The sequence below is a fragment of the Pseudomonas putida genome (assembly GCF_004357765.1).
Lineage (GTDB): Bacteria > Pseudomonadota > Gammaproteobacteria > Pseudomonadales > Pseudomonadaceae > Aquipseudomonas > Aquipseudomonas putida_U.
Map to the genome: position 1 here is coordinate 112,470 of NZ_SMTE01000004.1, position 22,040 is coordinate 134,509.

The following is a 22,040-nucleotide window of genomic DNA, read 5'->3' on the forward strand; positions in this document are numbered from 1 at the left end:
TGGCCAGGCATCGCGGCAGTGGTGTGCGGCTTACAGCCCCTGCTTGAGGCTCGCTTCCAGGTATTGGTCGAGGTCGCCGTCCAGGACCTTCTGGCAGTCGCTGCGCTCGACGCCGGTACGCAGGTCCTTGATACGCGAGTCGTCCAGCACGTAGGAGCGGATCTGGTGGCCCCAGCCGATGTCCGACTTGCTGTCCTCCAGTGCCTGCGACGCGGCGTTGCGCTTTTGCATTTCCAGCTCGTACAGCTTGGCCCGCAGCATCTTCATGGCGGTGTCCTTGTTGGCGTGCTGGGACCGTTCGTTCTGGCAGGCCACCACGGTGTTGGTCGGCACGTGGGTGATACGGACCGCCGAGTCGGTGGTGTTCACGTGCTGACCACCGGCGCCGGAGGAGCGGTAGGTGTCGATGCGCAGATCGGACGGGTTGATCTCGATCTCGACCTTGTCGTCGATTTCAGGAGAGACGAACACCGCCGAGAACGAGGTGTGGCGACGAGCGCCGGAGTCGAACGGGCTCTTGCGCACCAGACGGTGCACGCCGATCTCGGTGCGCAGCCAGCCGAAGGCGTACTCACCCTTGACGTGCACGGTGGCGCCCTTGATGCCGGCGACTTCCCCTTCGGACAGCTCGATGATGGTGGCGTCGAAGCCACGCTTGTCGGCCCAGCGCAGGTACATGCGCAGCAGGATGTTGGCCCAGTCCTGTGCCTCGGTACCACCGGAGCCGGCCTGGATGTCCAGGTAGGCGTTGTTCATGTCCATCTCGCCGCTGAACATGCGACGGAACTCAAGCTGGGCCAGGTTTTCTTCCAGGCCTTGCAACTCGGTCACGACGTCGCCGACGGCGCCTTCGTCATTTTCTTCGACGGCCATGTCGAGCAGGTCCTTGCAGTCGGCCAGGCCACCGGACAGTTTGTCCAGGGTCTCGACGACCTGGGCCAGCATGGCGCGCTCACGGCCCAGGGCCTGGGCGTACTCGGGCTTGTTCCAGACGGCAGCGTCTTCCAGCTCGCGGTTGACTTCGATCAGGCGGTCATGCTTGTGATCGTAGTCAAAGATACCCCCGAATGGACTGGGAGCGTTCGGTGAGGTCCTTGATGGTGTTCAGGATCGGTTGGATTTCCATGGGTGCGCGGCTCTCGTACGAATTCTGTGAAAAGCCCGCGAGTATAACTCATCCCAGGCGTCGGAGCAGCCCGCTGGGCGCCCACACCGCCCATTTTCCCCAGCCACAAGGCAGCGGCCAGCCCGCGCAGGCCTAACAGAACTGCCAGTTTTCCGACAACCAGCAACTGCGCACACTGGATCCACGGTCAGGCAAGTCGCCTGCCTCTCGGTTCAGGAGCGAATGAGCATGAACAATACCTATGAGCAAACCCTGCAGCGTCTGGAAGATTTCCACATCGAGCCGCCAATTTTTACCCAAGCTGTAGGAGACGTCCTGGAATACGACCCCTCTGCGGGAGCGAGCAACCCGGTTTCCGTACAGTACCCAGGGCTCGATGAGGCCATTCCAGGGCTCGAATATGTCACGGTGAGCATCCATGGCAGCCGCTGGTCGTCGAGCACGACGTTGCCTCCAGCGGATGCCTTGAAGCCCTGCACCGTAAGCGGTTACGCACGCAGCGCCGCCTTGGAGGAAAGCGACAACTACAAGATAAAGGCAGTCGTGAACTTCAAATTGGTAGGCGAAGAATGCACGATCCGCTACGAGTCCCTCGACAGGGTCTACAAACTCATTGCCAAGAAGCCTTGACCACGATGCGCGATGGGTCGCTGGCAGACGACGCCTGTCAAGCGGCCATCACGCAACGCCCACCTGGTTACGTCCATTGTGCTTGGCCATGTACAAACCTTTGTCCGCCGCCGATATCAACTGTCGGCAATGGCTGCCGACCGGCGGCGTCTGGGTGGCCAGGCCAATGCTCACGGTAAGGCACGAGTCAGCGACGGGCGCGGTGTGGGGAATATTCAGGGCAAGTACCGCCTGACGCAGCTTCTCGGCGATAAGCCGGCCCCCGCCGGGCGAGGTATTGGGCAACACCAAAGCGAATTCTTCGCCGCCATATCGCGCCGGCAGGTCGGTCGGCCGTGCACAGGTACCGCGCAATGCCTCGGCGACCTGACGCAGGGCCTCGTCACCGGCCAGATGGCCGAAACTGTCGTTGTATGCCTTGAAATAGTCGACATCGATCATCAACAGCGACAGTTGCTGCCGCTCACGCATGGCCCGACGCCACTCGAGTTCAAGGTACTCGTCGAAGTGCCGACGATTGGACAGCCCGGTGAGGCCGTCGGAATTCATCAACCGCTGCAGCATCAGGTTGGTGTCCAGCAGTTGCTGTTGGCTCACGCGCAACGCGCGGTAGGCCTCGTCGCGCTGCAGCAGGGTCAGGTAGGAGCGTGAGTGGTAGCGAATGCGCGCGACCAGCTCGATGCTGTCCGGCAACTTCACCAGGTAGTCGTTGGCTCCGGCAGCAAATGCCGCACTCTTGACCAGCGGGTCTTCCTTGGTCGACAGGACGATGATCGGAATGTCCTGGGTAGCCGGGTTGCTGCGGTATTCACGCACCAGCGTCAGGCCATCGAGCCCCGGCATGACCAGATCCTGCAGAATCACCGTGGGCTTGATGCGCATGGCTTGGGCCACGGCCTGATGGGGATCGGCGCAGAAGTGGAAATCGATGTTATCCTCCTGGGCCAACCCGCGCCTTACAGCTTCGCCAATCATGGCCTGGTCATCGACCAGCAGCACCATCGCTGCGTTTTCGTTGGTGGTCAGCCCGTCGAGCGGTTGATCATTCATCCTTTTTCACCCGATCAGTACCGGACAGGCGGCCTGATTCATTGCGTATCATCATTTGCCGAAGATCTCCGCCAACCGCCCGGAAATGCGCTCCAGCGGTTGAATCTCCATTGCTGCGCCGATCGCCGCAGCCGCCTTGGGCATGCCGAATACCGCGCTGCTGTGCTGGTCTTGGGCGATGGTCAGGAAGCCTCGCTCGCGCATCAGTTTAAGCCCCTGAGCGCCATCGCGGCCCATGCCAGTCAGCAAAACCCCCACCGCCTCGCCACGCCAGTATTGCGCCACGCTCTCGAAGAACACATCGATCGACGGTCGATAGATCGCATCCACGGGTTCGGCAGTGTAAGCCAGTTGGCCATTGTGCAGCAGGCGAACATGGTGATTGGTGCCAGCCAGCAACACCTGGCCGGGTTGCGGCGGTTCGCCTTCCCGCGCCAGACGCACCGGCAGCCCGGCGGCGCTAGCGAGCCACTCGGCCATACCGGCGGCAAAGACCTGGTCGACATGCTGGACCAGCACGATGGCTGCCGCGAATGTGCGCGGTAGCCCCCTGAGCAGGACCTCGAGGGCGGCAGGCCCGCCCGCCGAGGAGCCGATGGCCACCAGGCCATGGCGCTGCGCCAGATCACGCGCCGGGGCAGCGATCGCCGAAGTGGCACGTGGTCTTTGATGGCCGATGAGCCAACTGATGTTGAGAATCTTGCGTAGCAGCGGCGCCGCCGCCTCGCGCGGGTCGCCGACGCCCACAGCTGGTGTGTCGACCACGTCCAGGGCGCCATGGCCCATGGCTTGAAATACCCGGTCCATGTTGCGTTTGCGGTCGACCGTGACGATGACGATGGCACAGGGCGTCTCGGCCATGATCCGGCGGGTTGCCTCGACGCCGTCCATCACCGGCATGAGCAGGTCCATGAGAATCAGGTCCGGGATGTCCTCGGCGCAGCGACGTACCGCCTCGGCGCCGTCGTGGGCCACCCACAACACCTGGTGCGCGGGCTCCAAGGCCAGTGCGCGGCGCAGGGCCTCGACTGCCAGGGGCATGTCGTTGACGATGGCGATCTTCATCCCTGAGCACCTCCAATCAATTCGCCGACGGCATCCAGCAACGCATCGTCATGGAAGCTGGCCTTGGCCAAATAGTAGTCGGCGCCAGCGTCCAGGCCACGCCGCCGGTCTTCCTCCCGGTCCTTGTACGACACCACCATCACCGGCAGACTCTGCAGCCGTTGATCGCGGCGCACCAGGGTGACCAGCTCGATGCCATCCATGCGCGGCATGTCGATGTCGGTGATCAGCAAGTCGAAGCGGTCACCACGCAGAGCATTCCAGCCATCCATGCCATCGACCGCCACCGCGACCTCGTAGCCTCGGTTGCTCAGCAGCTTACGTTGCAGTTCGCGCACGGTGAGCGAGTCATCGACCACGAGAATGCGCTTGCGTACCTGGCCGCGCCCGTCCTGGCCGCCGCGCTCGACCCGCTCCAGGCGACCGCTGCTGAGCAGTTTTTCCACCGAGCGCAACAGGTCTTCGACGTCGACGATCAGCACCACCGAGCCGTCATCGAGCAGCGCGCCTGCGGAGATGTCCTGAACCTTGCCCAGGCGGGCATCCAGCGGCATCACCACCAATACCCGCTCGCCGATCAGACGCTCCACGGCAACGCCATACAGCTGCTCCCGCTCGCGAATCACCACCACCGCAAGGCGCGACTGATCCCCCTGCCCCGCTGGACGGTTGAGCAACTGGCTGGCCGCCACCAGGCCTATATGCCGGCCCTCGTGCCAGAAATGCTGGCGCCCTTCGATCTGCACGATCTGCCCGGCTTCGACCTCAAGGGTGCGTTCGATATGTGCCAGGGGAAAGGCGTAGGCCTCCCCACCCACCGTCGCTACCAGGCTGCGCACCACCGACAGGGTCAGCGGCACTTCGAGCTGGAAGCGACAACCCTGACCAGCTTCCTGGGTCAGCTCGATCGAGCCACGCAAACCGCGCACCATGTGCTGCACCGCGTCGAGTCCGACACCTCGGCCAGACACCTCGGTGACCTGGTCGCGCAAGCTGAAACCGGGCAGGAACAGAAACGCCAGCAGCTCCGCTTCGCTCATGTGCGAAACGCTCTCCAGCGGTGCCAGACCGCGCTCGACGATGCTGCGGCGCAGCCGCTCCAGGTCGATGCCAGCACCATCATCGAACAGTTCGAGCACCAGCAGACCTGCCTGGTGCGAGGCCCGCAAGCGGACCACTCCCTCCTGGGCCTTGCCCGCCAAAGTCCGTTGCTCGGGCAGTTCGATGCCATGATCGACCGCGTTGCGCAGCAGATGTGTCAGCGGTGCGTCGAGCTTTTCCAGGACGTCGCGATCGACCTGGGTCTTCTCGCCCTCGATGTGCAGACGCACCTGCTTCCCCAGCGAGCGCCCCAGATCCCGGACCATCCGGCTCTGTCCGCTGAGGACGTCGGCCAATGGCCGCATGCGGCAGGCCAGCGCCGTGTCGTAGAGGGCCTGGGCGCGCTGACTGGCCTGCCAGCCGAACTCGTCCAGGTCGGCGGCCTGTTGTTGCAGAATCTGCTGGGTTTCCGCCAGCAGACGCTGGGTCTGGGCCAATGCCTCGAGCACCTCTGGACCTTGGCCGCTGCCTTCGAGTTGCACCTTCAAACCATCCAGGGCGCGCATGCCCTGTCCGTGCATGCGCTTGAGCCGTTGCAAGGTCGCCAGATAGGGTTTCAGCCGCTGGGTTTCGACCAGCGCCTTGCTCGACAGATCGAGCAGGCCGTTCAACCGTTCGGCGGTGACGCGCAGCACCCGCTCGCCGCCTTCGAGGTTACGCTTGCCAGGCCTGGGCGCAGGTTCCGGTTCAATCTCGACAGCAGATAGGACTGCACTATCGATGGTCACCGCTTCGCTCGGCGGGGCCTGGGGCGTGGGGGACGGCGCCGGGGGTACCGGCAGCGCCGCCGTACCGTCAAGCAGAGCGGCCAGGTGTGCCAGAAAACCCGGAACGGCCCCCTCTCCCTGCTGGTCGCCGGGTGTGGCAATGTGCAGCAGGATGTCGGTGCCGCGCAGCAAGGCATCGATATGCTCGGCGCGCAGACGCAAGCGTCCCTCCTGCGCCGCCACCAGGCAATCTTCCATGGCGTGGGCCACGCTGACCCCGGCATCGATGCCGACGATGCGCGCCGCGCCCTTGAGCGAATGGGCCGCGCGCATGCAGGCTTCGAGCTGCTCGGCCTGGGTTGGGTCACGTTCCAGCGCCAGCAGTCCGGCGTTGAGCACTTGGGTCTGCGCTTCGGCCTCCAGGCCGAACAGTTCGAGCAGCGATGCGTCGCGCATTTGCTCTGGGGTCATGACAGGCTCCGCTGCACGGCAGACAGTAGATGTAATTCGTCCAGCACGCGCACGCTGCGTCCACGCCACTGCAGTACCGCAGCGGTGAACGGCGCGGCGTCGGGCTGCTTGTCCGGCCGGGAGGAGTCGAGGCGATGGATGCCGTCGATCTCGTCCACGGCGATCACCACCGGCCCACCATTGGCAGCCAGGATGAGCATGCGTGGCAACGCACGCCCGACTGCTGCGCCGGGCGGCGCGACCGGCACCTCGAGCAAGTCGGCCAGCGATACGCAGGGCACCAATGCACCGCGGACATTGGCCACACCCTGCAATACCCGCGAGCGTTGGTGGGGCAGCGAGTGCACCGGCTGCATGGGCGCGACCTCCGCCAGACAGGCGGTGGCCAGGGCCAGCCACTCCTCGCCCAGACGGAACAGTAACAACGAGCGGCCATCGACGCGCTCGGGCGGCGGCGCAGGTGCCAGTTCATCCGCATCGAGCAAGGCATAGCGGTCGAGCAAGCGGGTCGCCGCCGCGGCATACACCTCGCAGTTCCGGCAGTGAATGTGCCGCACCAGCAGAGGACACTGCTTGTCGCCATGGACGCCGATCCGGTTCCAGCAATCATCGATGAGCTGATCCTGCTGAGCGAGCGTTTGCAGCAACTGTTCGCCATTCATCGTTCAGGCTCCCGGCCAATGCGTGCGGCCCGTTCATGCAGACGGCGGGCTCCGGCTTCATCGCCCTGGGCCGCCAGCAACATGGCCAGCTGGATCAGCGCCTCGGTGTGCTGGGGTTCCAGGTACAAGGCCTTGCGGTAGTGACTGAGCGCCTGCGCGGCATCGCCTTCTGTGTCGCTGAGCAGTCCGAGCCAGTAGTACACCTGGGCATGGGGCGGGAACGTGCGCAGGTAACGCTGGCAACCGGCGCGGGCCTGGGCGTGCTCGCCGGCGTTGGCCTGACGGGTGATGCTGGCCAGCAACTGTTCCGCAGTTTCGGCCGGCGCCGAAGGGGGCGGCGATGACGCAATCGGCCTGGGCCGCTCCGGCAGGCTGCGCAAGGGCGGCACGGCAGCTACAGTGGGCCGTGGAAGCACGCGACTGACCGGCGCGATCGGCATTGCTGGCGCGTCCGCCTGGCGGGCGTAGGCGAACGCCTGTGGAATGCCCAATGCACGCATGCCCAGGCGGGACAGCAGGCTGCCTTCGGCCGGACCGATGAACAACACACCCTCGGCGTGGGCCAGACGCTTGAGCACCTCGAACACGCGCTGTTGGGTGGCCGTATCGAAATAGATCAGCAGGTTGCGGCAGAACACGAAGTCATACAGCCCGTCGCGGCTGGCCAGCCCTGGGTCCAGGACATTGCCCACCTGCAGGCTGACCGACTGACGAACCCGGTCATGTAACCGATGGCCGTCCTCGACGGGGTCGAAGTGCCGGTCACGGAACGCCAGGTCGCCGCCACGGAAGGCATTGCGGCCATAGATGCCCTGCTCGGCCTTGGCCACCGAACTGGGACTGACGTCCATGCCGTCGATGCGGAAAGCTTGCGCCGCCATCCCACTGTCGAGCAACGCCATGGCCAGGGAATAGGGCTCCTCCCCGGTCGAGCAGGGCAGGCTCAGCAGCCGTAGCGGGCGCGCCCCGGCCAGTTCGGCCAGGCGCTTGTGGGCCAGACCGACCAGGGCGGTAAAGGACTCGGGATAACGGAAAAACCACGTTTCGGGAACGATCACCGCCTCGATCAGCGCCTGCTGCTCATCCGCCGACTGCTGCAGGCGCAGCCAATAATCGTCGAGGTCGCCGGCATGGGTCGCTACGCAGCGCTGGCGCAAGGCACGCTGGACCATCGGCACGCCGACCGAGTCGACGTCCAGACCGATCCGCGCCTGCAGGAACCGGAAGAAGCGCTGCTCGCTCATGTCGCCTCCTCGCCCGTAACGGTGGGAAACAGCATCTGGCGCACGGCATCGCAGAGCAGGTCGTCCACTTCGATGCGCTGCAACAGGCCCTGGGCGTCTTCGAGTACCGGCCCCAGATAGCGGGCGTCGCCGTTGTCCAGACCATACGGCTGGAAGGCGTCGGGCTGACAGCGCAAGGTCTCGGTGGCCTGCTCCAGTACCAGCCCGAGCGCTCGCTCGCTGCGGTAACGCACCAGGACCAGGCGAGTGCTGGTGCGCTGCTCGGCAGGGACGCCGAAGCTCAAGGCGGCCAGGTCGATCACCGGCACCAACTGGCCGCGGTGAGCGAGGATGCCGGCCACCCAGACCGGTGCCTGGGCAATCGGCTTTAGCGGGCGCCTTGGCAACACTTCGATCACCTCACGCACATCCAGGGCAAAGCGCTGGCCACCCAGGTGAAACTGCAAGTACAGCGCGCCCTTGGCTGAGCCCGCTGCAGTCTTGGGGTGCAGGTCGTTCATCACGGTCAGACTTTGAATCGCGACACACCACCGCGCAGACCCGCGGCTACCTGGCTCAATTCGTCGATGGCGAAACTGGCCTGGCGCAGCGACTCGACGGTCTGGGTGCTGGCATCGCTGAGCTGGGCCAGCGCCTGGTTGATCTGCTCGGCGCCGGTCGCCTGGGCCTGCATGCCCTCGTTGACCATCAGCACCCTTGGGGCCAGTGCCTGTACCTGGTGGATGATCTGGCTGAGCTGCTCACCTACCTGTTGCACCTCCGCCATGCCACGACGCACTTCCTCGGAGAACTTGTCCATGCCCATGACCCCAGCCGATACCGCCGACTGGATCTCGCGCACCATCTGCTCGATGTCGTAGGTAGCGACGGCGGTCTGGTCCGCCAGGCGGCGCACCTCGGTGGCCACGACGGCGAAGCCGCGTCCGTATTCACCGGCTTTCTCCGCCTCGATGGCGGCGTTGAGCGACAACAGGTTGGTCTGGTCGGCGACCTTGACGATGGTCACCACCACCTGGGTGATGTTGCTGGCTTTCTCGTTGAGGATCGCCAGCTTGGCATTGACCAGGTCGGCGGCGCCCATCACCTGATGCATGGTGTCTTCCATGCGTGCCAGCCCCTGCTGGCCGGAACCGGCAAGGCTCGACGCCTGGTCGGCGGCGCTGGTGACCTCGGTCATGGTACGCACCAGATCACGCGAGGTCGCAGCGATTTCCCGCGAAGTGGCGCCGATCTCGGTGGTGGTGGCCGCGGTTTCGGTGGCTGTGGCCTGCTGCTGCTTGGAAGTGGCAGCGATCTCGGTGACCGAAGTGGTCACCTGCACCGACGAGCGCTGGGCCTGGGCGACCAGGTTGGCCAGGGCCTCGGCCATTTCGTTGAAACCGCTTTCGATGGCGCCGAACTCATCCTTGCGCTCCAGGCTCAGGCGCATGCTCAGGTCGCCTGAACGCAGCTTGTCCAGCGCATGGACCACGCGCTGTACGGGGGAGGTGATGGCACGCATCAGCAACAGGCCACACACCCCTGCGGCTATGATCGCCAACAGCAGCGACACGATCATGCTGCCCTTGGCAGTGGCAACCGCGCTGACGATCTGCGCCGAGGCGGCGTCGGCAGATTCTCGATTGTGCTCGATCACTGCATTGAGCAGCTTGCGACCCTCCATCCAAGCCGGAGCCAGCTCGTCGGTGACCAGTCGCTCGGCCTCACTGAAATTGCGCTGCCGGTAGGTTTCCAACACCTGCTCGACGAGCTTGACGTAGGTGCTTTCCTGCTTGATGAACTGATCGAAACGCTGTTGATCATCGGCGTCCTGGATGGTGCCCTGGTAACCGGCCATGTGTTCTTTGAGGCGATCGTCGAAGCCCTTGAACAGCTCCATGTCAGCCGGGGTGATCTCGCGACGGTTGGACAGGCCGACCAACTGCTGGCTGGTGACGTACATGTCGACCCAGGAACTGCGGATCATCGAACTGTAGTAGAGGCCTGGAATGCTGTCCGTGCCTACGGCCTGCTCGGCCTTCTCGATCGCCACCAGCCGCGAGTAGGCCGCCACGATCATCAGCAGCATGACGGCGATGATCACGGCGAAACTTGCCAGGATCCGTTGGCGCAAGGTCCAGTTCTTCACATTCAGCCCTCAGGAATTCACTACGAGCGGGAAAAATCGCCGAAGTATAGCCCAGGCATCCTATGCTTTTGTCGCTTCGGATGAGGGTAGAACCGTCATAGATGGCAGGACATGGGCTGGGCCTACCCTCCGGCAATCTGTGAAGAAGCAAATCGCCCGTTGCTTTTATCCGGCTTCGCCAACCTGGCGGACCTGCTCTTCGAGCGACTGGCGCAACGCAGGGTCGAGGCCGAGCTGGCGCGCCAGTTCATCCAGGTAGGCTCGCTCCATGAAGTGTTCCTGGTCGACCATCATCACGCTGGCCAGGTACATCTCGGCAGCCATCTCCGGGGTTTGCGCGGCACGAGCCACTTCGGCGGGATCGAGCGGCTTGTTCAGCTCGGCATGCAGCCAGTGCTGCAATTGCCGGTCGTTGTCCAGGCGAGTGAACTCGCCTTCGATCAGCTCGCGCTCACGGTCATCGATATGACCATCGGCCTTGGCCGCCGCCACCAGTGCCTGCAGCACCGCCTGACTGTGCTGTTCGGCCTGGGCCGGCGGCACGCGGTCGAGGGTCTGCGGCTCACGGTGCGATGCATCGCCCTGACGCGCCTGCCAATTGCCATAGGCCTTGTAGGCCAATACTCCCAGGGCCGCCAGGCCGCCATAGGTGAGGGCTTTGCCGCCAAACTTGCGGGCTTTCTTGTTGCCTAGCAGCAGCCCCATGGCGCCTGCCGCCAGGGCCCCGCCGCCCGCCCCTGAGAGCAGGCTGCCAAGGCCTGCCGTCGTACCGGGTTTGCCAGTACCGCCGGCTTGCTTGTCGAGCAGCGCCTGGCCGGATTTGAGCAGTTGGTCGAGCAGTCCACGGGTGTTCATCGAACGCATCTCCAGGAGGCACAGGTGAAAGGCCAGGGTAAGCCCTGCCGGGGTCGGAGCCAGTGTTGATTTGCTTCCGGATGTTGCATTGGCTGGCAAAAAGCCAACTAGACTGCTCTTCGCCAACACCTTGCATATCCGCACTACGCTTATAACGATCGCTGCACCCTTTCTTGATGACTGCCCCGAGCAAAATCTCCACGAAGAGGGAACACCATGTCAGTGCACAAGACCGCATTGTTCGGCGCCGTGACCGGCGCCTTGCTGGCCTGCGCAAGCCTGCAGGCCGCCGACTTGCCCAAGGCCCTGGGCGACGGCGAAGGGCGCCTGGATATCATCGCCTGGCCGGGCTACATCGAGCGCGGTGAAAGCGACAAGGCCTACGACTGGGTCACGGGGTTCGAAAAGGAAACCGGCTGCAAGGTCAGCGTCAAGACGGCCGCCACCTCCGACGAAATGGTCAGTCTCATGACCAAGGGCGGCTACGACCTGGTCACCGCCTCGGGTGACGCCTCGCTGCGTCTGATCGCCGGCAAGCGCGTGCAGCCGATCAACACGGCGCTGATCCCCAATTGGAAGCACATCGACCCACGCCTGCAGAATGGGGGTTGGTACGTGGTCGACAAGCAGGTCTATGGCACGCCCTACCAGTGGGGGCCGAACGTCCTGCTGTACAACACCACGGTGTTCAAGCAGCCGCCGACCAGCTGGAGCGTGGTGTTCGAGCCGCAGGACCTGCCGGATGGCAAGCCGAACAAGGGCCGCGTACAGGCCTACGATGGGCCGATCTACCTCGCCGACGCCGCGCTGTACCTGAAGTCGGCCAAGCCTGAGCTGGGCATCAAGGACCCCTACGAGCTGAACGAGGCCCAGTACAAGGCCGTGCTGGAACTGCTGCGCCAGCAGCAACCGCTGGTGCACCGCTACTGGCATGACGCCACGGTGCAGATGAGCGACGTCAAGAACGAAGGCGTGGTCGCCTCCAGTTCGTGGGGCTACATGGTCAACGGCCTGAAAGCCGAGAACCAGCCGGTGGCCTCTACCATTCCGAAGGAAGGTGCTACCGGCTGGGCTGACACCACCATGCTGCACAGCGAGGCCAAGCACCCCAACTGCGCCTACAAGTGGATGGACTGGTCGCTGCAACCGAAGGTCCAGGGCGATGTGGCGGCCTGGTTCGGCTCGCTGCCGGCGGTGCCCGCCGCCTGCACCAGCAGCGAGCTGCTCGGGGCCGAAGGTTGCAAGACCAATGGCTTCGACAATTTCGACAAGATCGCCTTCTGGAAGACGCCCCAGGCCCAGGGCGGCAAGTTCGTACCTTATAGCCGCTGGACCCAGGACTACATCGCGATCATGGGAGGGCGTTGAGGTCCATTGAGCCTGTGGTGGCCCCTTCGCGGGACAAGCCCGCTCCCACAAATTCGCCTGTAGGAGCGGGCTTGTCCCGCGAAGGGGCCACTAGAGGTAACACAAGTACAGCTGAGTACCGCCCATGCCCCCAGCAGTCCAGTTCACCCAGGTATCCCGCACCTTCGGCGAGGTCAAGGCCGTCGACCAGGTCAGCATCGACATCGACGACGGCGAGTTCTTCTCCATGCTCGGCCCGTCAGGCTCGGGCAAGACCACCTGCCTGCGACTGATCGCAGGCTTCGAACAACCGAGCAGCGGCTCGATTCGCATCCATGGGGTCGAGGCCGCCGGTGTGCCGCCGTACGAGCGCGACGTCAACACCGTTTTCCAGGACTACGCGCTGTTCCCGCACATGAACGTGCTCGACAACATCGCCTACGGCCTCAAGGTCAGGGGCATAGCCAAGGCCGAACGTCATGGCCGAGCCGAGGAAGCGCTGGCCATGGTCGCCCTGACCGGTTTTGCTCAGCGCAAGCCGGCGCAGTTGTCTGGCGGTCAGCGCCAGCGTGTCGCCCTCGCCCGCGCCCTGGTCAATCGGCCAAGGGTACTGCTGCTCGACGAACCGTTGGGCGCCCTGGACCTGAAGTTGCGCGAACAGATGCAGGGCGAGCTGAAGAAGCTCCAGCGTCAACTGGGCATCACCTTCATCTTCGTCACCCACGATCAGACCGAGGCCCTGTCGATGTCCGACCGGGTCGCGGTGTTCAATCGTGGCCGTATCGAACAGGTCGACACCCCGCGCAACCTGTACATGAAGCCTGCCACCACCTTCGTCGCCGAATTCGTCGGGACCTCGAATGTGCTGCGCGGGGCCCTTGCCGAACAGCTCAGTGGCAACGCCCAGGCCTTCTCCATTCGCCCCGAGCACATCCGCCTGGGCGAGCCGGCGATGGCGGGCGACCCGGTCCGGGTCAGCGGCGTACTGCGTGACGTGCAGTATCAGGGCAGCGCAACCCGCTACGAGCTGCAACTGGACAGCGGCCAGTTGCTGTCGGTGAGCCAGGCCAACGACCGTTGGCAGGCACAGCCCCAGCCCTGGCAACCCGGCCAGCGTGTGCAGGCACACTGGCCCCGCGAAGCGATGACGGCCCTGCGGGACAGCATGTCTGTCGAGGGGGCCTGAAATGAGCAATCCCGCAACCGCCGCTGCCCGACCCGGCCCCCTGCGTGGTGCCAGCAACCTGCTGTACCGGCGCCCGAACCTTTACCTGGCGCTGCTGCTGGTACCGCCGCTGACCTGGTTCGGCGCCATCTACCTGGGCTCGTTGCTCAACTTGCTGTGGCAGGGTTTCTATACCTTCGACGATTTCACCATGGCGGTGACACCGGATCTCACCCTGGCCAACTTCGCCGCCCTGTTCATTCCATCCAACTTCGACATCATCCTGCGCACCCTGACCATGGCCGTTGCCGTGTCGCTGGCCAGCGCCGTACTGGCCTTTCCCATCGCCTACTACATGGCTCGCTACACCAGCGGCAAGACCAAGGCATTCTTCTATATCGCAGTCATGATGCCGATGTGGGCCAGCTACATCGTCAAGACCTACGCCTGGACCCTACTGCTGGCCAAGGGCGGCGTGGCCCAGTGGTTCGTCCAACTGCTGCACCTGGAAGGGCTGTTGCAGGCTGCGCTGGCGGTACCGGGTATCGGCGGCAGCACCCTGTCGACCTCGCATCTGGGCCGCTTCCTGGTGTTCGTGTACATCTGGCTGCCGTTCATGATCCTGCCGATCCAGGCGGCGCTCGAACGCCTGCCACCGTCGTTGCTGCAAGCCTCGGCAGACCTTGGCGCCAGGCCGCGGCAGACGTTCGTGCAGGTGATCCTGCCACTGTCGATCCCAGGCATCGCCGCCGGCTCGATCTTCACCTTCTCACTGACCCTGGGTGACTTCATCGTGCCGCAGTTGATCGGGCCGCCGGGGTATTTCATCGGTAGCATGGTCTATGCCCAGCAAGGCGCGATCGGCAACATGCCAATGGCCGCGGCTTTCACCCTGGTGCCGATCGTGCTGATCGCCATCTATCTGTCCATCGTCAAGCGCCTGGGGGCTTTCGATGCACTCTGAGCGAGCCTCCGTGGGCCTGCGCCTGGCGGCGTGGGGCGGGCTGGTGTTCCTGCACTTCCCGATCCTGATCATCTTCCTCTATGCCTTCAACACCGAGGATGCCGCGTTCAGCTTCCCGCCCCAGGGCTTCACCCTGCACTGGTTCACGGTCGCTTTCGCCCGATCTGACGTGCTCGAAGCCATAAAGCTGTCGTTGCAGGTAGCCTGCCTGGCCACGCTGATCGCATTGGTACTCGGCACCTTGGCTTCGGCGGCGCTGTATCGACGCAGTTTTTTCGGCAAGGAGAGCATTTCGCTGATGCTGATCCTGCCAATCGCCCTGCCCGGCATCATCACCGGCATCGCTCTGCTTTCGGCATTCAAGCGTCTGGGCATAGAACCTGGGGTGTTCACCATCGTCGTCGGCCATGCCACCTTCTGCGTCGTGATCGTCTACAACAACGTCATCGCCCGCCTGCGTCGCACGTCGCAGAGCTTGATCGAAGCGTCGATGGACCTCGGCGCCGACGGCTGGCAGACGTTTCGCTACATCATCCTGCCCAACCTCGGTTCGGCGCTCCTGGCCGGAGGCATGCTGGCCTTCGCCCTGTCGTTCGATGAAATCATCGTCACCACCTTCACCGCCGGTCACGAGCGCACCTTGCCCATCTGGTTGCTCAATCAACTGAGCCGCCCACGCGACGTGCCAGTGACCAACGTGGTCGCCATGCTGGTGATGCTGGTGACCATGCTGCCGATCCTCGGCGCCTATTACCTGACCCGCGGCGGCGAAAGCGTCGCGGGCAGCGGCAAATGACCCTGGAGGAGTCCCCATGCAAACCCGAATGCTGATCAACGGTCAATTGGTGGCCGGCCAAGGCCCGGCCTGGACCGTGCTCGACCCGGCCCGGGGTACGGCCCTGGCGCAAATCAACGAAGCCACCGAGGCCCAGGTCGACGCTGCGGTGCGGGCTGCCGATCAGGCTTTCGAGACCTGGTCGCAAACCTGCCCACGGGAGCGCTCGCTGGCCCTGCTGGCGCTGGCCGATATCATCGATGCACACGCCGACGAGCTCGCCAGCCTGGAATCGCAGAACTGCGGCAAGCCACTCGCCGCCGCACGCAATGACGAGCTGCCGGCGATTGCCGACGTATTTCGCTACTTCGCAGGTGCCGCACGCTGCCTGGGCGGCTCGGCGGCAGGTGAGTACCTGCCGGGCCACACCTCGATGATCCGCCGTGATCCGCTGGGCGTGGTGGCCTCGATCGCGCCTTGGAACTACCCACTGATGATGCTGGCATGGAAGATCGCCCCGGCCCTGGCGGCGGGCAACACCGTGGTGATCAAGCCCTCGGAACTCACTCCGCTGACCGCCCTGCGCCTGGGTGAACTGGCCCAGGACGTGCTGCCTGCTGGCGTGCTCAACATCCTCTTCGGCCGTGGTCAGACCGTCGGCAATCCTCTGGTCACCCACCCCAAGGTACGCATGGTCTCATTGACCGGATCGATTCCCACCGGCGCACACATCATCGGCGCCACCGCCGACAGCGTGAAGCGCATGCACATGGAACTCGGCGGCAAGGCACCGGTGCTGGTGTTCGACGATGCCGACGTCGATGCCGCCATCGAAGGCATCCGCACCTTCGGCTTCTACAATGCCGGCCAGGACTGCACGGCGGCCTGCCGCCTGTATGTGCAGGAGGGCATCTACGACCGTTTCGTCGAACGCCTGGGCGAAGCGGTGTCCAGCCTCAAACCGGGCCTGCAGGAGGCCGACGGCACCGAACTTGGCCCGCTGATCAGCGCCCAGCATCGCGACAAGGTCGCTGGCCTGGTGCAACGTGCCATCGCCCAGCCACACATCCGCCTGGTCACCGGCGGCAAAGCGCTGGCGGGGGATGGTTTCTTCTTCGAGCCGACGGTACTGGCCGATGCCTTGCAGGATGACGAGATCGTGCGCCACGAGGTATTTGGCCCGGTAGTGTCGGTGACACGCTTCACCGAGGAAGCCCAGGCGCTGGAATGGGCCAACGATTCCGAGTACGGCCTGGCCTCGTCGGTATGGACCCGCGATACCGGGCGGGCGCATCGGTTGGCGGCGCGCCTGCAATATGGCTGCACCTGGGTGAATACCCATTTCATGCTGGTCAGCGAAATGCCCCATGGGGGGCAGAAGCATTCGGGGTATGGGAAGGATATGTCGATGTATGGGTTGGAGGATTACACCTGTGTGCGGCATGTGATGATTAAGCATTGAGCACAGTCGAGCGTCGCGCTAGCGGCGCTCGATCGGTTTTCTCCGCGAGATACCCCGTACTTTAGTGCGGGGAGGGATAGCGAGGCGTGCGAACTGCGCGCCATTACGCCGGCCTGTCTTGCTCCTCGATGTAGCGCCGAACCACGTCCAATGGCGCACCGCCTACGCTGCCGGCGAAATACGACGCCGACCATAACGCATTCCCCTGCCAGGCTGGTTGCATCACTTCCGGGAAATACATTTTCAGCTTGCGGGATGTGACGCCCTTTAGGCTGTTGACCAGCTTGCTCAATGCCACTTTGGGCGGGAAATTGACCAGCATATGTACGTGATCCTGCTCCCCGTTGAACTCGACCAATTGCACTTCGAACTGCTCGCATACACCACGCGCAATCTCTTCTAGCTTGGCCAAGTGCTCTGCCGCGAATACCCGACCCCGGTACTTGGTAACAAACACCAGATGAGCATGGAGCATGAACACGCAATGACGCCCAGTTCTTGAATTTTCCATTAGACCAACCTTGAAAAAGCCATGTTAAAGTCGCTACTTTACTGGATCATATTGATAAAGGCCAATCCAGAATAAAAACCACCAAAACCCTCCAATTGCGCATCAAGGACAGGCATGCGTCCATTCTGCGCGCGTGGGCGCGGACGGTTAACACTGTCTGGAATTACCTGAACGAATTAAGCTATCGCAACATCCGTGACCATGGGCGATTAAGGCAAGTTGGCCATTGCCCAGCGTGCCGGCAGGAAAATCCGCGCGCGAGCCATCCACGCCAAGATCGCGAACCGTCGCAAGGATGCACTTCACAAATTCGGCACCGCGCTTGTGCAGCGGTGCGGGCTGATCGTTGTTGGCAACGTCAAGCCCAAAGCGTTGGCTAAGACCCAAATGGCCAAGTCGGTGCACGACGCCGGTTGGGGCATGTTGAAAACGATGCTGTCTTACAAGTGCGATAGCGCAGGCATCGTTTTTCGTGAAGTCAACGAAGCGTACACCACCCAAGCCTGTTCGCATTGCGGCGCACTCGCGCCCAGTAGTCCGAAAGGTAGGACCGGCCTTGGAATAAGAGAATGGACTTGTGAGTGTGGTGTCACTCACGACCGCGACATTAACGCGGCGAGGAACATTCTCGCGGTCGGGCATGGCCGTCTAGCTGTAGGAATCCCCGTTCTTTAGGGCGGGGAGGATGTCAAGACCTACCGCGGCTATGCCGCTCGTATTGAATACAGTGACGAAGACCAGCTGTTGATCGGCCATGTTGCCGGCATCCGTGACATGATCGGTTTCCATGGCGAATCGGTCCGTGAGTTGCGTCAAGCGTTCGAGGAGGCTGTCGATGACTATCTTGAAACGTGCAAACGGCTCAGGCGCGAGCCCCAAAAAGCGTACTCCGGCAAATTGAGTCTGCGCCTCGAACCCACTCTTCACGCCAGCGTGGCAGCCAATGCCGAACTGGCAGAGAAGAGCATCAATCAGTGGGTAAGTGACATCCTCAGCCAAGCATCCTACACCTGAGCATCAGTCCCGCAAATCCGACTCATGAATCGGGTTCGCCCGGCTGGTCGCCCGCTGATACTGCGCCGGCCAGGTTGCCTTGTTGCCACCCAGGTCATCATCGGCATGCAGCGGCCAATAAGGGTCGCGCAGCAGTTCCCGGGCGAGGAAGATCACATCTGCCTGACCCGTTCGCAGAATGTGTTCGGCTTGGGCAGGCTCGGTGATCATGCCCACGGTACCGGTGGCAATTTCCGACTCCTTGCGCACGCGCTCGGCGAAGCGGGTCTGGTAGCCCGGGCCAGTGGGGATCTCGGCATTGACCGAGGTGCCACCGGAGGATACGTCGATCAAATCGACGCCGAGCACACGTAGCCGACGCGCCAGTTCGACGGTTTCATCCGGATTCCAGCCATCCTCGACCCAATCGGTGGCCGACACGCGCACCAACAGCGGTAGCTCCTGTGGCCAGACCTTGCGCACCGCCTCGGTCACCTCCAGGGTCAAGCGGATGCGGTTCTCGAAGCAGCTACCGTATTCGTCGCGGCGCTGGTTGCTCAGCGGCGAGAGGAACTGGTGCAGCAGGTAGCCATGCGCGGCGTGGATCTCCACCACCTTGAAACCGGCCTTCAGGGCCCGCTCGGTGGCTGCGACGAATGATTCGACGATACCTTCGATGTCGTCCTTACTGAGTTCCCGCGGAGGCGTGTGTTGTGGGTCGAAAGCAATCTTCGACGGCCCGACGGGTTGCCATCCGCCCTCTTCAACCTTGACGCTGCCGTGCTTGCCCAGCCACGGCCGGTAGGTACTGGCCTTGCGCCCGGCATGGGCCAGCTGGATGCCGGGCACGGCGCCCTGAGCGGTGATGAAGCGGGTGATGCGTTGCAACGGGGCGATCTGGTCGTCATTCCACAGGCCAAGGTCTTCGGCGGTGATCCGTCCGTCATCGGTCACCGCAACCGCCTCGGTGAAGACCAGGCCGGCCCCCCCCACAGCGCGGCTGCCCAAGTGAACGAGATGCCAGTCGTTGGCCAAGCCATCGACGGCGGAATACTGGCACATCGGCGAAACGGCGATGCGGTTGGGCAGTGTCAGCTGACGCAGGGTGTAAGGCTCGAGCAGCAGGCTCATGAGGGCACCTCCCAGGGACTCCAATGGTGATCCGGCCGGGCTCATGCGCGATCCTGGCCCGGTTCCGGTCAATATTCAGACTAGACCAGATTGGGTGGGGGAAAGGTTCCATGGGATTGGTGGGAGAGGATTGCGCAGGGGGCGTGCGCTGCAGATTTGTGGTGTTGCACAAATCGAGCGCCGCCCACGCGGCGCATCGCGAGCTGCGCCCGCGAAAGGGCCGGCCCAGCAACCCGAAATCTATCAGGAAAGAGGGTAAGGAATTACCAAGTTGGTCTTCACCCAACTTGTAATATTCGTTGCGCAGGTCACCGCGCCTCGATATGCGCAATCATCAACTGCACACTCTCATTCCCACGAAACTCGTTCACATCCAGCTTGTACGCAAGCTCCACCCAACGCACCGTCGGATTCGGCCACACGTCGCGGTCGATGCCGAAGGCGATGCCATCCAGCCGCACCGAGCCGCACTCGCTCTTGAGCACGACCTTGAGGTGTCGCTCCCCCACCACGCGCTGCTCCACCAACTGGAACACGCCATGGAACAACGGCTCGGGGAAGTGCTGCCCCCAAGGCCCGGCATGGCGCAGGGCCTTGGCCAGCTCGAGGTGGAATTCCTCCACCGCCAGGGTGCCATCCGACAACAGGCGGCCGGTGAGATCCTCTTCGCGCAACTGGCGACGGACCTCCTCATCGAAGGCCGCGGCAAACGCCGGGAAGTTACCCTCCGGCAGCGACAGTCCGGCGGCCATGGCGTGCCCGCCGAACTTGCTGATCAATTGCGGATGACGCGCTGCCACCGCATCCAGCGCATCGCGAATATGAAAGCCCGGCACTGAACGCGCCGAGCCCTTGAGCATGCCGTCGCCGGCGTCGGCAAACGCGATGGTCGGTCGGTGATAACGCTCTTTCAGGCGCGAAGCCAGGATACCGATGACACCTTGGTGCCAGTCGGCGTCGAACAGGCACAGGCCGTAAGGCATCGACTCCACCGGCAGATCCTTGAGCTGCGCCAGCGCCTCGCGCTGCATGCCCTGCTCGATCGACTTGCGGTCCTGGTTCAGGTCATCCAGCTGCTGGGCCATGTCCTGGGCCAGGGCCGCGTCCTCGCACAACAAGCACTCGATGCCCAGGCTCATGTCGTCCAGGCGCCCGGCCGCATTCAGCCGCGGGCCGAGAATGAAGCCTAGGTCAGTCGAGGTGATGCGCCGGTGGTCGCGGCGCGCCACTTCAAGGATTGCTTTCAACCCCGGTCGCGCGCGGCCGGCACGGATGCGTTCGAGCCCTTGGTGCACGAGGATGCGGTTGTTGGCATCCAGCGGTACCACGTCGGCGACGCTGCCCAGGGCGACCAAGTCGAGCAGCTCGCCGATGTTCGGCTGCGCCTGGGTTTCATACCGACCCAGGCTGCGCAAGCGCGCACGCAGGGCCATGAGCACGTAGAAGATCACCCCGACTCCGGCCAGCGACTTGCTCGGAAACGCGCAGCCCGGCTGGTTGGGGTTGACGATGGCGTCGGCAGCAGGCAACTGAGCACCAGGCAGGTGGTGGTCGGTGACCAATACCTTGAGCCCGGCAGCCTTGGCCGCCGCAACGCCCTCGACGCTGGAAATGCCGTTGTCCACGGTCACCAGCAACTGCGGCTGGCGTTGCAGCGCCACCTCGACGATTTCCGGGGTCAGGCCGTAGCCGTACTCGAAACGGTTGGGCACCAGGTAATCGACATGGGCCGCGCCCAGCAGGCGCAGGCCGAGCACGCCGACCGTGCTGGCAGTAGCGCCATCGGCGTCGAAATCGCCGACGATGAGGATCCGCTGGCGCTGGTCAAGGGCCTCGACCAGCAGGTCGACCGCGGCCTCGATGCCCTTGAGCTGCTGATACGGCAGCAGCCGCGCCAGGCTCTTGTCCAGTTCGGCCTCGGACTGCACGCCACGGGCGGCATACAGGCGGGTCAGCAGGGGTGGCAGATTACCCAGCGATGGCAGGGTCGGTGGCAACGGACGGGGTTCGATACGCATGGGATCTTCGGCAGTCGGCTATCGATCGGTTCAGCCACGCTCGCCGAGCAGCCACTGAAGCTGCACTTCGTGCTGGCCACGGTCGTCGGTGACGAACAGGGTGCCTTCGCTGATCATGACATCCCACTTGATGGTACGTGGCATGTCGGTGGCCAGTACTTCCAGCACCTCCTGCGGGACAGCGGCGATGCTCAGGTTCTTCAGGCCCTTGACTGCCCCGACGACCTTGCCCTCCCACACCCGCAGGCTGCCGTATGCCAGCAGGCTGGTACGTTCAGTGCGGCGCGAACACCAGGTGAGGCGCTCGGCGTCTGGCTGGCCGACTTCGATCCAGTGCAGGATGCGGTCATCCAGGCTCTTTTCCCACAATGCCGCCTCGTCGACATCCGACAGGCCACGGCCGAACGACAGATTCTCGTTATACCAAAGGGCGTAGGCCAGCAAACGCACAGCCATGCGCTCTTCGGTTTCCGACGGGTGACGGGCAATGGTCTGCCGGACGTTTTCGTACACACCGCGATCGAGATCGGTCAGGTTCAGTTCGAATTTATAGGTGGTGGACGGCTGGGCCATGGTCGACGGGCTTCTTGCGCAAAGAAAAGTGACACAGTCTAACCGATCCTGATGTTCGTTGC

21 protein-coding genes are annotated in these 22,040 nt (G+C 63.7%); 8 read left to right on the top strand and 13 right to left on the bottom strand.

Going from position 1 to position 22,040, the window contains the following annotated elements; all coding sequences use genetic code 11:
- Positions 1 to 30: 30 nt before the first annotated feature.
- Positions 31 to 1,126, bottom strand: a protein-coding gene (gene prfB / locus E2H86_RS07050) for a peptide chain release factor 2 (protein ID WP_133326106.1) whose coding sequence is annotated in 2 segments (ribosomal slippage) — positions 31 to 1,053 and positions 1,055 to 1,126 — 1,095 coding nt in all. Because the reading frame shifts where the segments join, the coding sequence is not laid out codon by codon here.
- 228 nt (positions 1,127 to 1,354) lie between these two features.
- Between prfB and E2H86_RS07055 the strand changes: the two genes are divergently transcribed.
- Positions 1,355 to 1,756 (top strand): hypothetical protein, encoded by a 402-nt coding sequence (locus E2H86_RS07055; protein ID WP_133326108.1) that lies wholly within the window; start codon positions 1,355 to 1,357, stop codon positions 1,754 to 1,756.
- Between the two features lie 48 nt (positions 1,757 to 1,804).
- On the opposite strand, the gene E2H86_RS07060 is transcribed toward E2H86_RS07055, so the two are convergent.
- From E2H86_RS07060 to E2H86_RS07095, 8 genes are all read right to left on the bottom strand, one after another.
- A complete protein-coding gene (locus E2H86_RS07060; RefSeq protein ID WP_133326110.1) occupies positions 1,805 to 2,806 on the bottom strand; it encodes a response regulator in 1,002 nt (333 codons plus the stop codon).
- Positions 2,807 to 2,857: 51 nt separating this feature from the next.
- Entirely contained in the window at positions 2,858 to 3,871 is a 1,014-nt protein-coding gene (locus E2H86_RS07065; protein ID WP_133326112.1) for a chemotaxis response regulator protein-glutamate methylesterase, read from the bottom strand.
- Positions 3,868 to 6,150: a hybrid sensor histidine kinase/response regulator gene (locus tag E2H86_RS07070; protein ID WP_133326113.1), complete on the bottom strand. Its 2,283-nt coding sequence runs from the start codon at positions 6,148 to 6,150 to the stop codon at positions 3,868 to 3,870. The genes E2H86_RS07065 and E2H86_RS07070 overlap by 4 nt, the downstream gene beginning before the upstream one ends.
- Positions 6,147 to 6,812 carry a chemotaxis protein CheW gene (locus tag E2H86_RS07075; protein WP_133326115.1) on the bottom strand — a complete coding sequence of 222 codons (666 nt, stop codon included), beginning with the start codon at positions 6,810 to 6,812 and terminating at the stop codon, positions 6,147 to 6,149. The genes E2H86_RS07070 and E2H86_RS07075 overlap by 4 nt, the downstream gene beginning before the upstream one ends.
- A complete protein-coding gene (locus E2H86_RS07080) occupies positions 6,809 to 8,056 on the bottom strand; it encodes a CheR family methyltransferase (RefSeq protein ID WP_133326117.1) in 1,248 nt (415 codons plus the stop codon). Before E2H86_RS07080 ends, E2H86_RS07075 begins: the two co-directional genes overlap by 4 nt.
- A complete protein-coding gene (locus E2H86_RS07085) occupies positions 8,053 to 8,556 on the bottom strand; it encodes a chemotaxis protein CheW (RefSeq protein ID WP_133326119.1) in 504 nt (167 codons plus the stop codon). The genes E2H86_RS07080 and E2H86_RS07085 overlap by 4 nt, the downstream gene beginning before the upstream one ends.
- Before the next feature lie 5 nt (positions 8,557 to 8,561).
- Positions 8,562 to 10,184, bottom strand: coding sequence for a methyl-accepting chemotaxis protein (locus E2H86_RS07090; RefSeq protein ID WP_133326121.1), 1,623 nt, complete (start codon positions 10,182 to 10,184; stop codon positions 8,562 to 8,564).
- A 165-nt stretch (positions 10,185 to 10,349) separates the two neighbouring features.
- Positions 10,350 to 11,039: a tellurite resistance TerB family protein gene (locus E2H86_RS07095; protein WP_133326123.1), complete on the bottom strand. Its 690-nt coding sequence runs from the start codon at positions 11,037 to 11,039 to the stop codon at positions 10,350 to 10,352.
- Between the two features lie 216 nt (positions 11,040 to 11,255).
- Here E2H86_RS07095 and ydcS point away from each other — a divergent pair, with 216 nt between their 5' ends.
- The 5 genes from ydcS (at position 11,256) to E2H86_RS07120 (ending at position 16,752) form a co-directional block, all read left to right on the top strand.
- Positions 11,256 to 12,407 carry a putative ABC transporter substrate-binding protein YdcS gene (gene ydcS / locus E2H86_RS07100; RefSeq protein WP_133326125.1) on the top strand — a complete coding sequence of 384 codons (1,152 nt, stop codon included), beginning with the start codon at positions 11,256 to 11,258 and terminating at the stop codon, positions 12,405 to 12,407.
- 124 nt (positions 12,408 to 12,531) lie between these two features.
- Positions 12,532 to 13,572, top strand: a complete 1,041-nt coding sequence (locus tag E2H86_RS07105) for an ABC transporter ATP-binding protein (protein ID WP_133326127.1) — start codon at positions 12,532 to 12,534, stop codon at positions 13,570 to 13,572.
- 1 nt (position 13,573) lies between these two features.
- Entirely contained in the window at positions 13,574 to 14,515 is a 942-nt protein-coding gene (locus E2H86_RS07110; RefSeq protein ID WP_133326129.1) for an ABC transporter permease, read from the top strand.
- On the top strand, positions 14,505 to 15,311 hold the full coding sequence (locus E2H86_RS07115) for an ABC transporter permease (protein ID WP_133326131.1): 807 nt from the start codon (positions 14,505 to 14,507) through the stop codon (positions 15,309 to 15,311). Before E2H86_RS07110 ends, E2H86_RS07115 begins: the two co-directional genes overlap by 11 nt.
- A gap of 16 nt (positions 15,312 to 15,327) precedes the next feature.
- The gene (locus tag E2H86_RS07120; protein WP_133326133.1) at positions 15,328 to 16,752 is read left to right on the top strand and encodes a gamma-aminobutyraldehyde dehydrogenase; all 1,425 of its coding nucleotides are present in this window, start codon (positions 15,328 to 15,330) and stop codon (positions 16,750 to 16,752) included.
- 103 nt (positions 16,753 to 16,855) lie between these two features.
- Here E2H86_RS07120 and tnpA read toward each other — a convergent pair whose 3' ends face one another.
- Positions 16,856 to 17,263 carry an IS200/IS605 family transposase gene (gene tnpA, locus E2H86_RS07125; protein WP_133326135.1) on the bottom strand — a complete coding sequence of 136 codons (408 nt, stop codon included), beginning with the start codon at positions 17,261 to 17,263 and terminating at the stop codon, positions 16,856 to 16,858.
- 219 nt (positions 17,264 to 17,482) lie between these two features.
- Between tnpA and E2H86_RS07130 the strand changes: the two genes are divergently transcribed.
- Positions 17,483 to 17,938 carry an RNA-guided endonuclease InsQ/TnpB family protein gene (locus E2H86_RS07130; protein ID WP_243744032.1) on the top strand — a complete coding sequence of 152 codons (456 nt, stop codon included), beginning with the start codon at positions 17,483 to 17,485 and terminating at the stop codon, positions 17,936 to 17,938.
- Positions 17,939 to 17,980: 42 nt separating this feature from the next.
- A complete protein-coding gene (locus E2H86_RS07135) occupies positions 17,981 to 18,277 on the top strand; it encodes a type II toxin-antitoxin system HicB family antitoxin (RefSeq protein WP_133326583.1) in 297 nt (98 codons plus the stop codon).
- 3 nt (positions 18,278 to 18,280) lie between these two features.
- On the opposite strand, the gene E2H86_RS07140 is transcribed toward E2H86_RS07135, so the two are convergent.
- The 3 genes from E2H86_RS07140 to E2H86_RS07150 form a co-directional block, all read right to left on the bottom strand.
- A complete protein-coding gene (locus E2H86_RS07140; RefSeq protein WP_133326137.1) occupies positions 18,281 to 19,387 on the bottom strand; it encodes an NADH:flavin oxidoreductase/NADH oxidase in 1,107 nt (368 codons plus the stop codon).
- A 308-nt stretch (positions 19,388 to 19,695) separates the two neighbouring features.
- A complete protein-coding gene (gene recJ / locus E2H86_RS07145; protein ID WP_133326139.1) occupies positions 19,696 to 21,405 on the bottom strand; it encodes a single-stranded-DNA-specific exonuclease RecJ in 1,710 nt (569 codons plus the stop codon).
- A 30-nt stretch (positions 21,406 to 21,435) separates the two neighbouring features.
- A complete protein-coding gene (locus tag E2H86_RS07150) occupies positions 21,436 to 21,978 on the bottom strand; it encodes a YaeQ family protein (RefSeq protein WP_133326142.1) in 543 nt (180 codons plus the stop codon).
- Positions 21,979 to 22,040 lie beyond the last annotated feature (62 nt).

Coding starts and splice junctions, on each gene's coding strand:
- E2H86_RS07060 (WP_133326110.1), bottom strand. CDS start 2,806: ATGAATGATCAACCGCTCGACGGGCTGACCACCAACGAAAACGCAGCG.
- E2H86_RS07110 (WP_133326129.1), top strand. CDS start 13,574: ATGAGCAATCCCGCAACCGCCGCTGCCCGACCCGGCCCCCTGCGTGGT.
- E2H86_RS07150 (WP_133326142.1), bottom strand. CDS start 21,978: ATGGCCCAGCCGTCCACCACCTATAAATTCGAACTGAACCTGACCGAT.
- E2H86_RS07120 (WP_133326133.1), top strand. CDS start 15,328: ATGCAAACCCGAATGCTGATCAACGGTCAATTGGTGGCCGGCCAAGGC.
- E2H86_RS07140 (WP_133326137.1), bottom strand. CDS start 19,387: ATGAGCCTGCTGCTCGAGCCTTACACCCTGCGTCAGCTGACACTGCCC.
- ydcS (WP_133326125.1), top strand. CDS start 11,256: ATGTCAGTGCACAAGACCGCATTGTTCGGCGCCGTGACCGGCGCCTTG.
- E2H86_RS07080 (WP_133326117.1), bottom strand. CDS start 8,056: ATGAGCGAGCAGCGCTTCTTCCGGTTCCTGCAGGCGCGGATCGGTCTG.
- E2H86_RS07070 (WP_133326113.1), bottom strand. CDS start 6,150: ATGACCCCAGAGCAAATGCGCGACGCATCGCTGCTCGAACTGTTCGGC.
- recJ (WP_133326139.1), bottom strand. CDS start 21,405: ATGCGTATCGAACCCCGTCCGTTGCCACCGACCCTGCCATCGCTGGGT.
- E2H86_RS07075 (WP_133326115.1), bottom strand. CDS start 6,812: ATGAATGGCGAACAGTTGCTGCAAACGCTCGCTCAGCAGGATCAGCTC.
- E2H86_RS07115 (WP_133326131.1), top strand. CDS start 14,505: ATGCACTCTGAGCGAGCCTCCGTGGGCCTGCGCCTGGCGGCGTGGGGC.
- E2H86_RS07085 (WP_133326119.1), bottom strand. CDS start 8,556: ATGAACGACCTGCACCCCAAGACTGCAGCGGGCTCAGCCAAGGGCGCG.
- E2H86_RS07105 (WP_133326127.1), top strand. CDS start 12,532: ATGCCCCCAGCAGTCCAGTTCACCCAGGTATCCCGCACCTTCGGCGAG.
- E2H86_RS07065 (WP_133326112.1), bottom strand. CDS start 3,871: ATGAAGATCGCCATCGTCAACGACATGCCCCTGGCAGTCGAGGCCCTG.
- E2H86_RS07055 (WP_133326108.1), top strand. CDS start 1,355: ATGAACAATACCTATGAGCAAACCCTGCAGCGTCTGGAAGATTTCCAC.
- tnpA (WP_133326135.1), bottom strand. CDS start 17,263: ATGGAAAATTCAAGAACTGGGCGTCATTGCGTGTTCATGCTCCATGCT.
- E2H86_RS07095 (WP_133326123.1), bottom strand. CDS start 11,039: ATGAACACCCGTGGACTGCTCGACCAACTGCTCAAATCCGGCCAGGCG.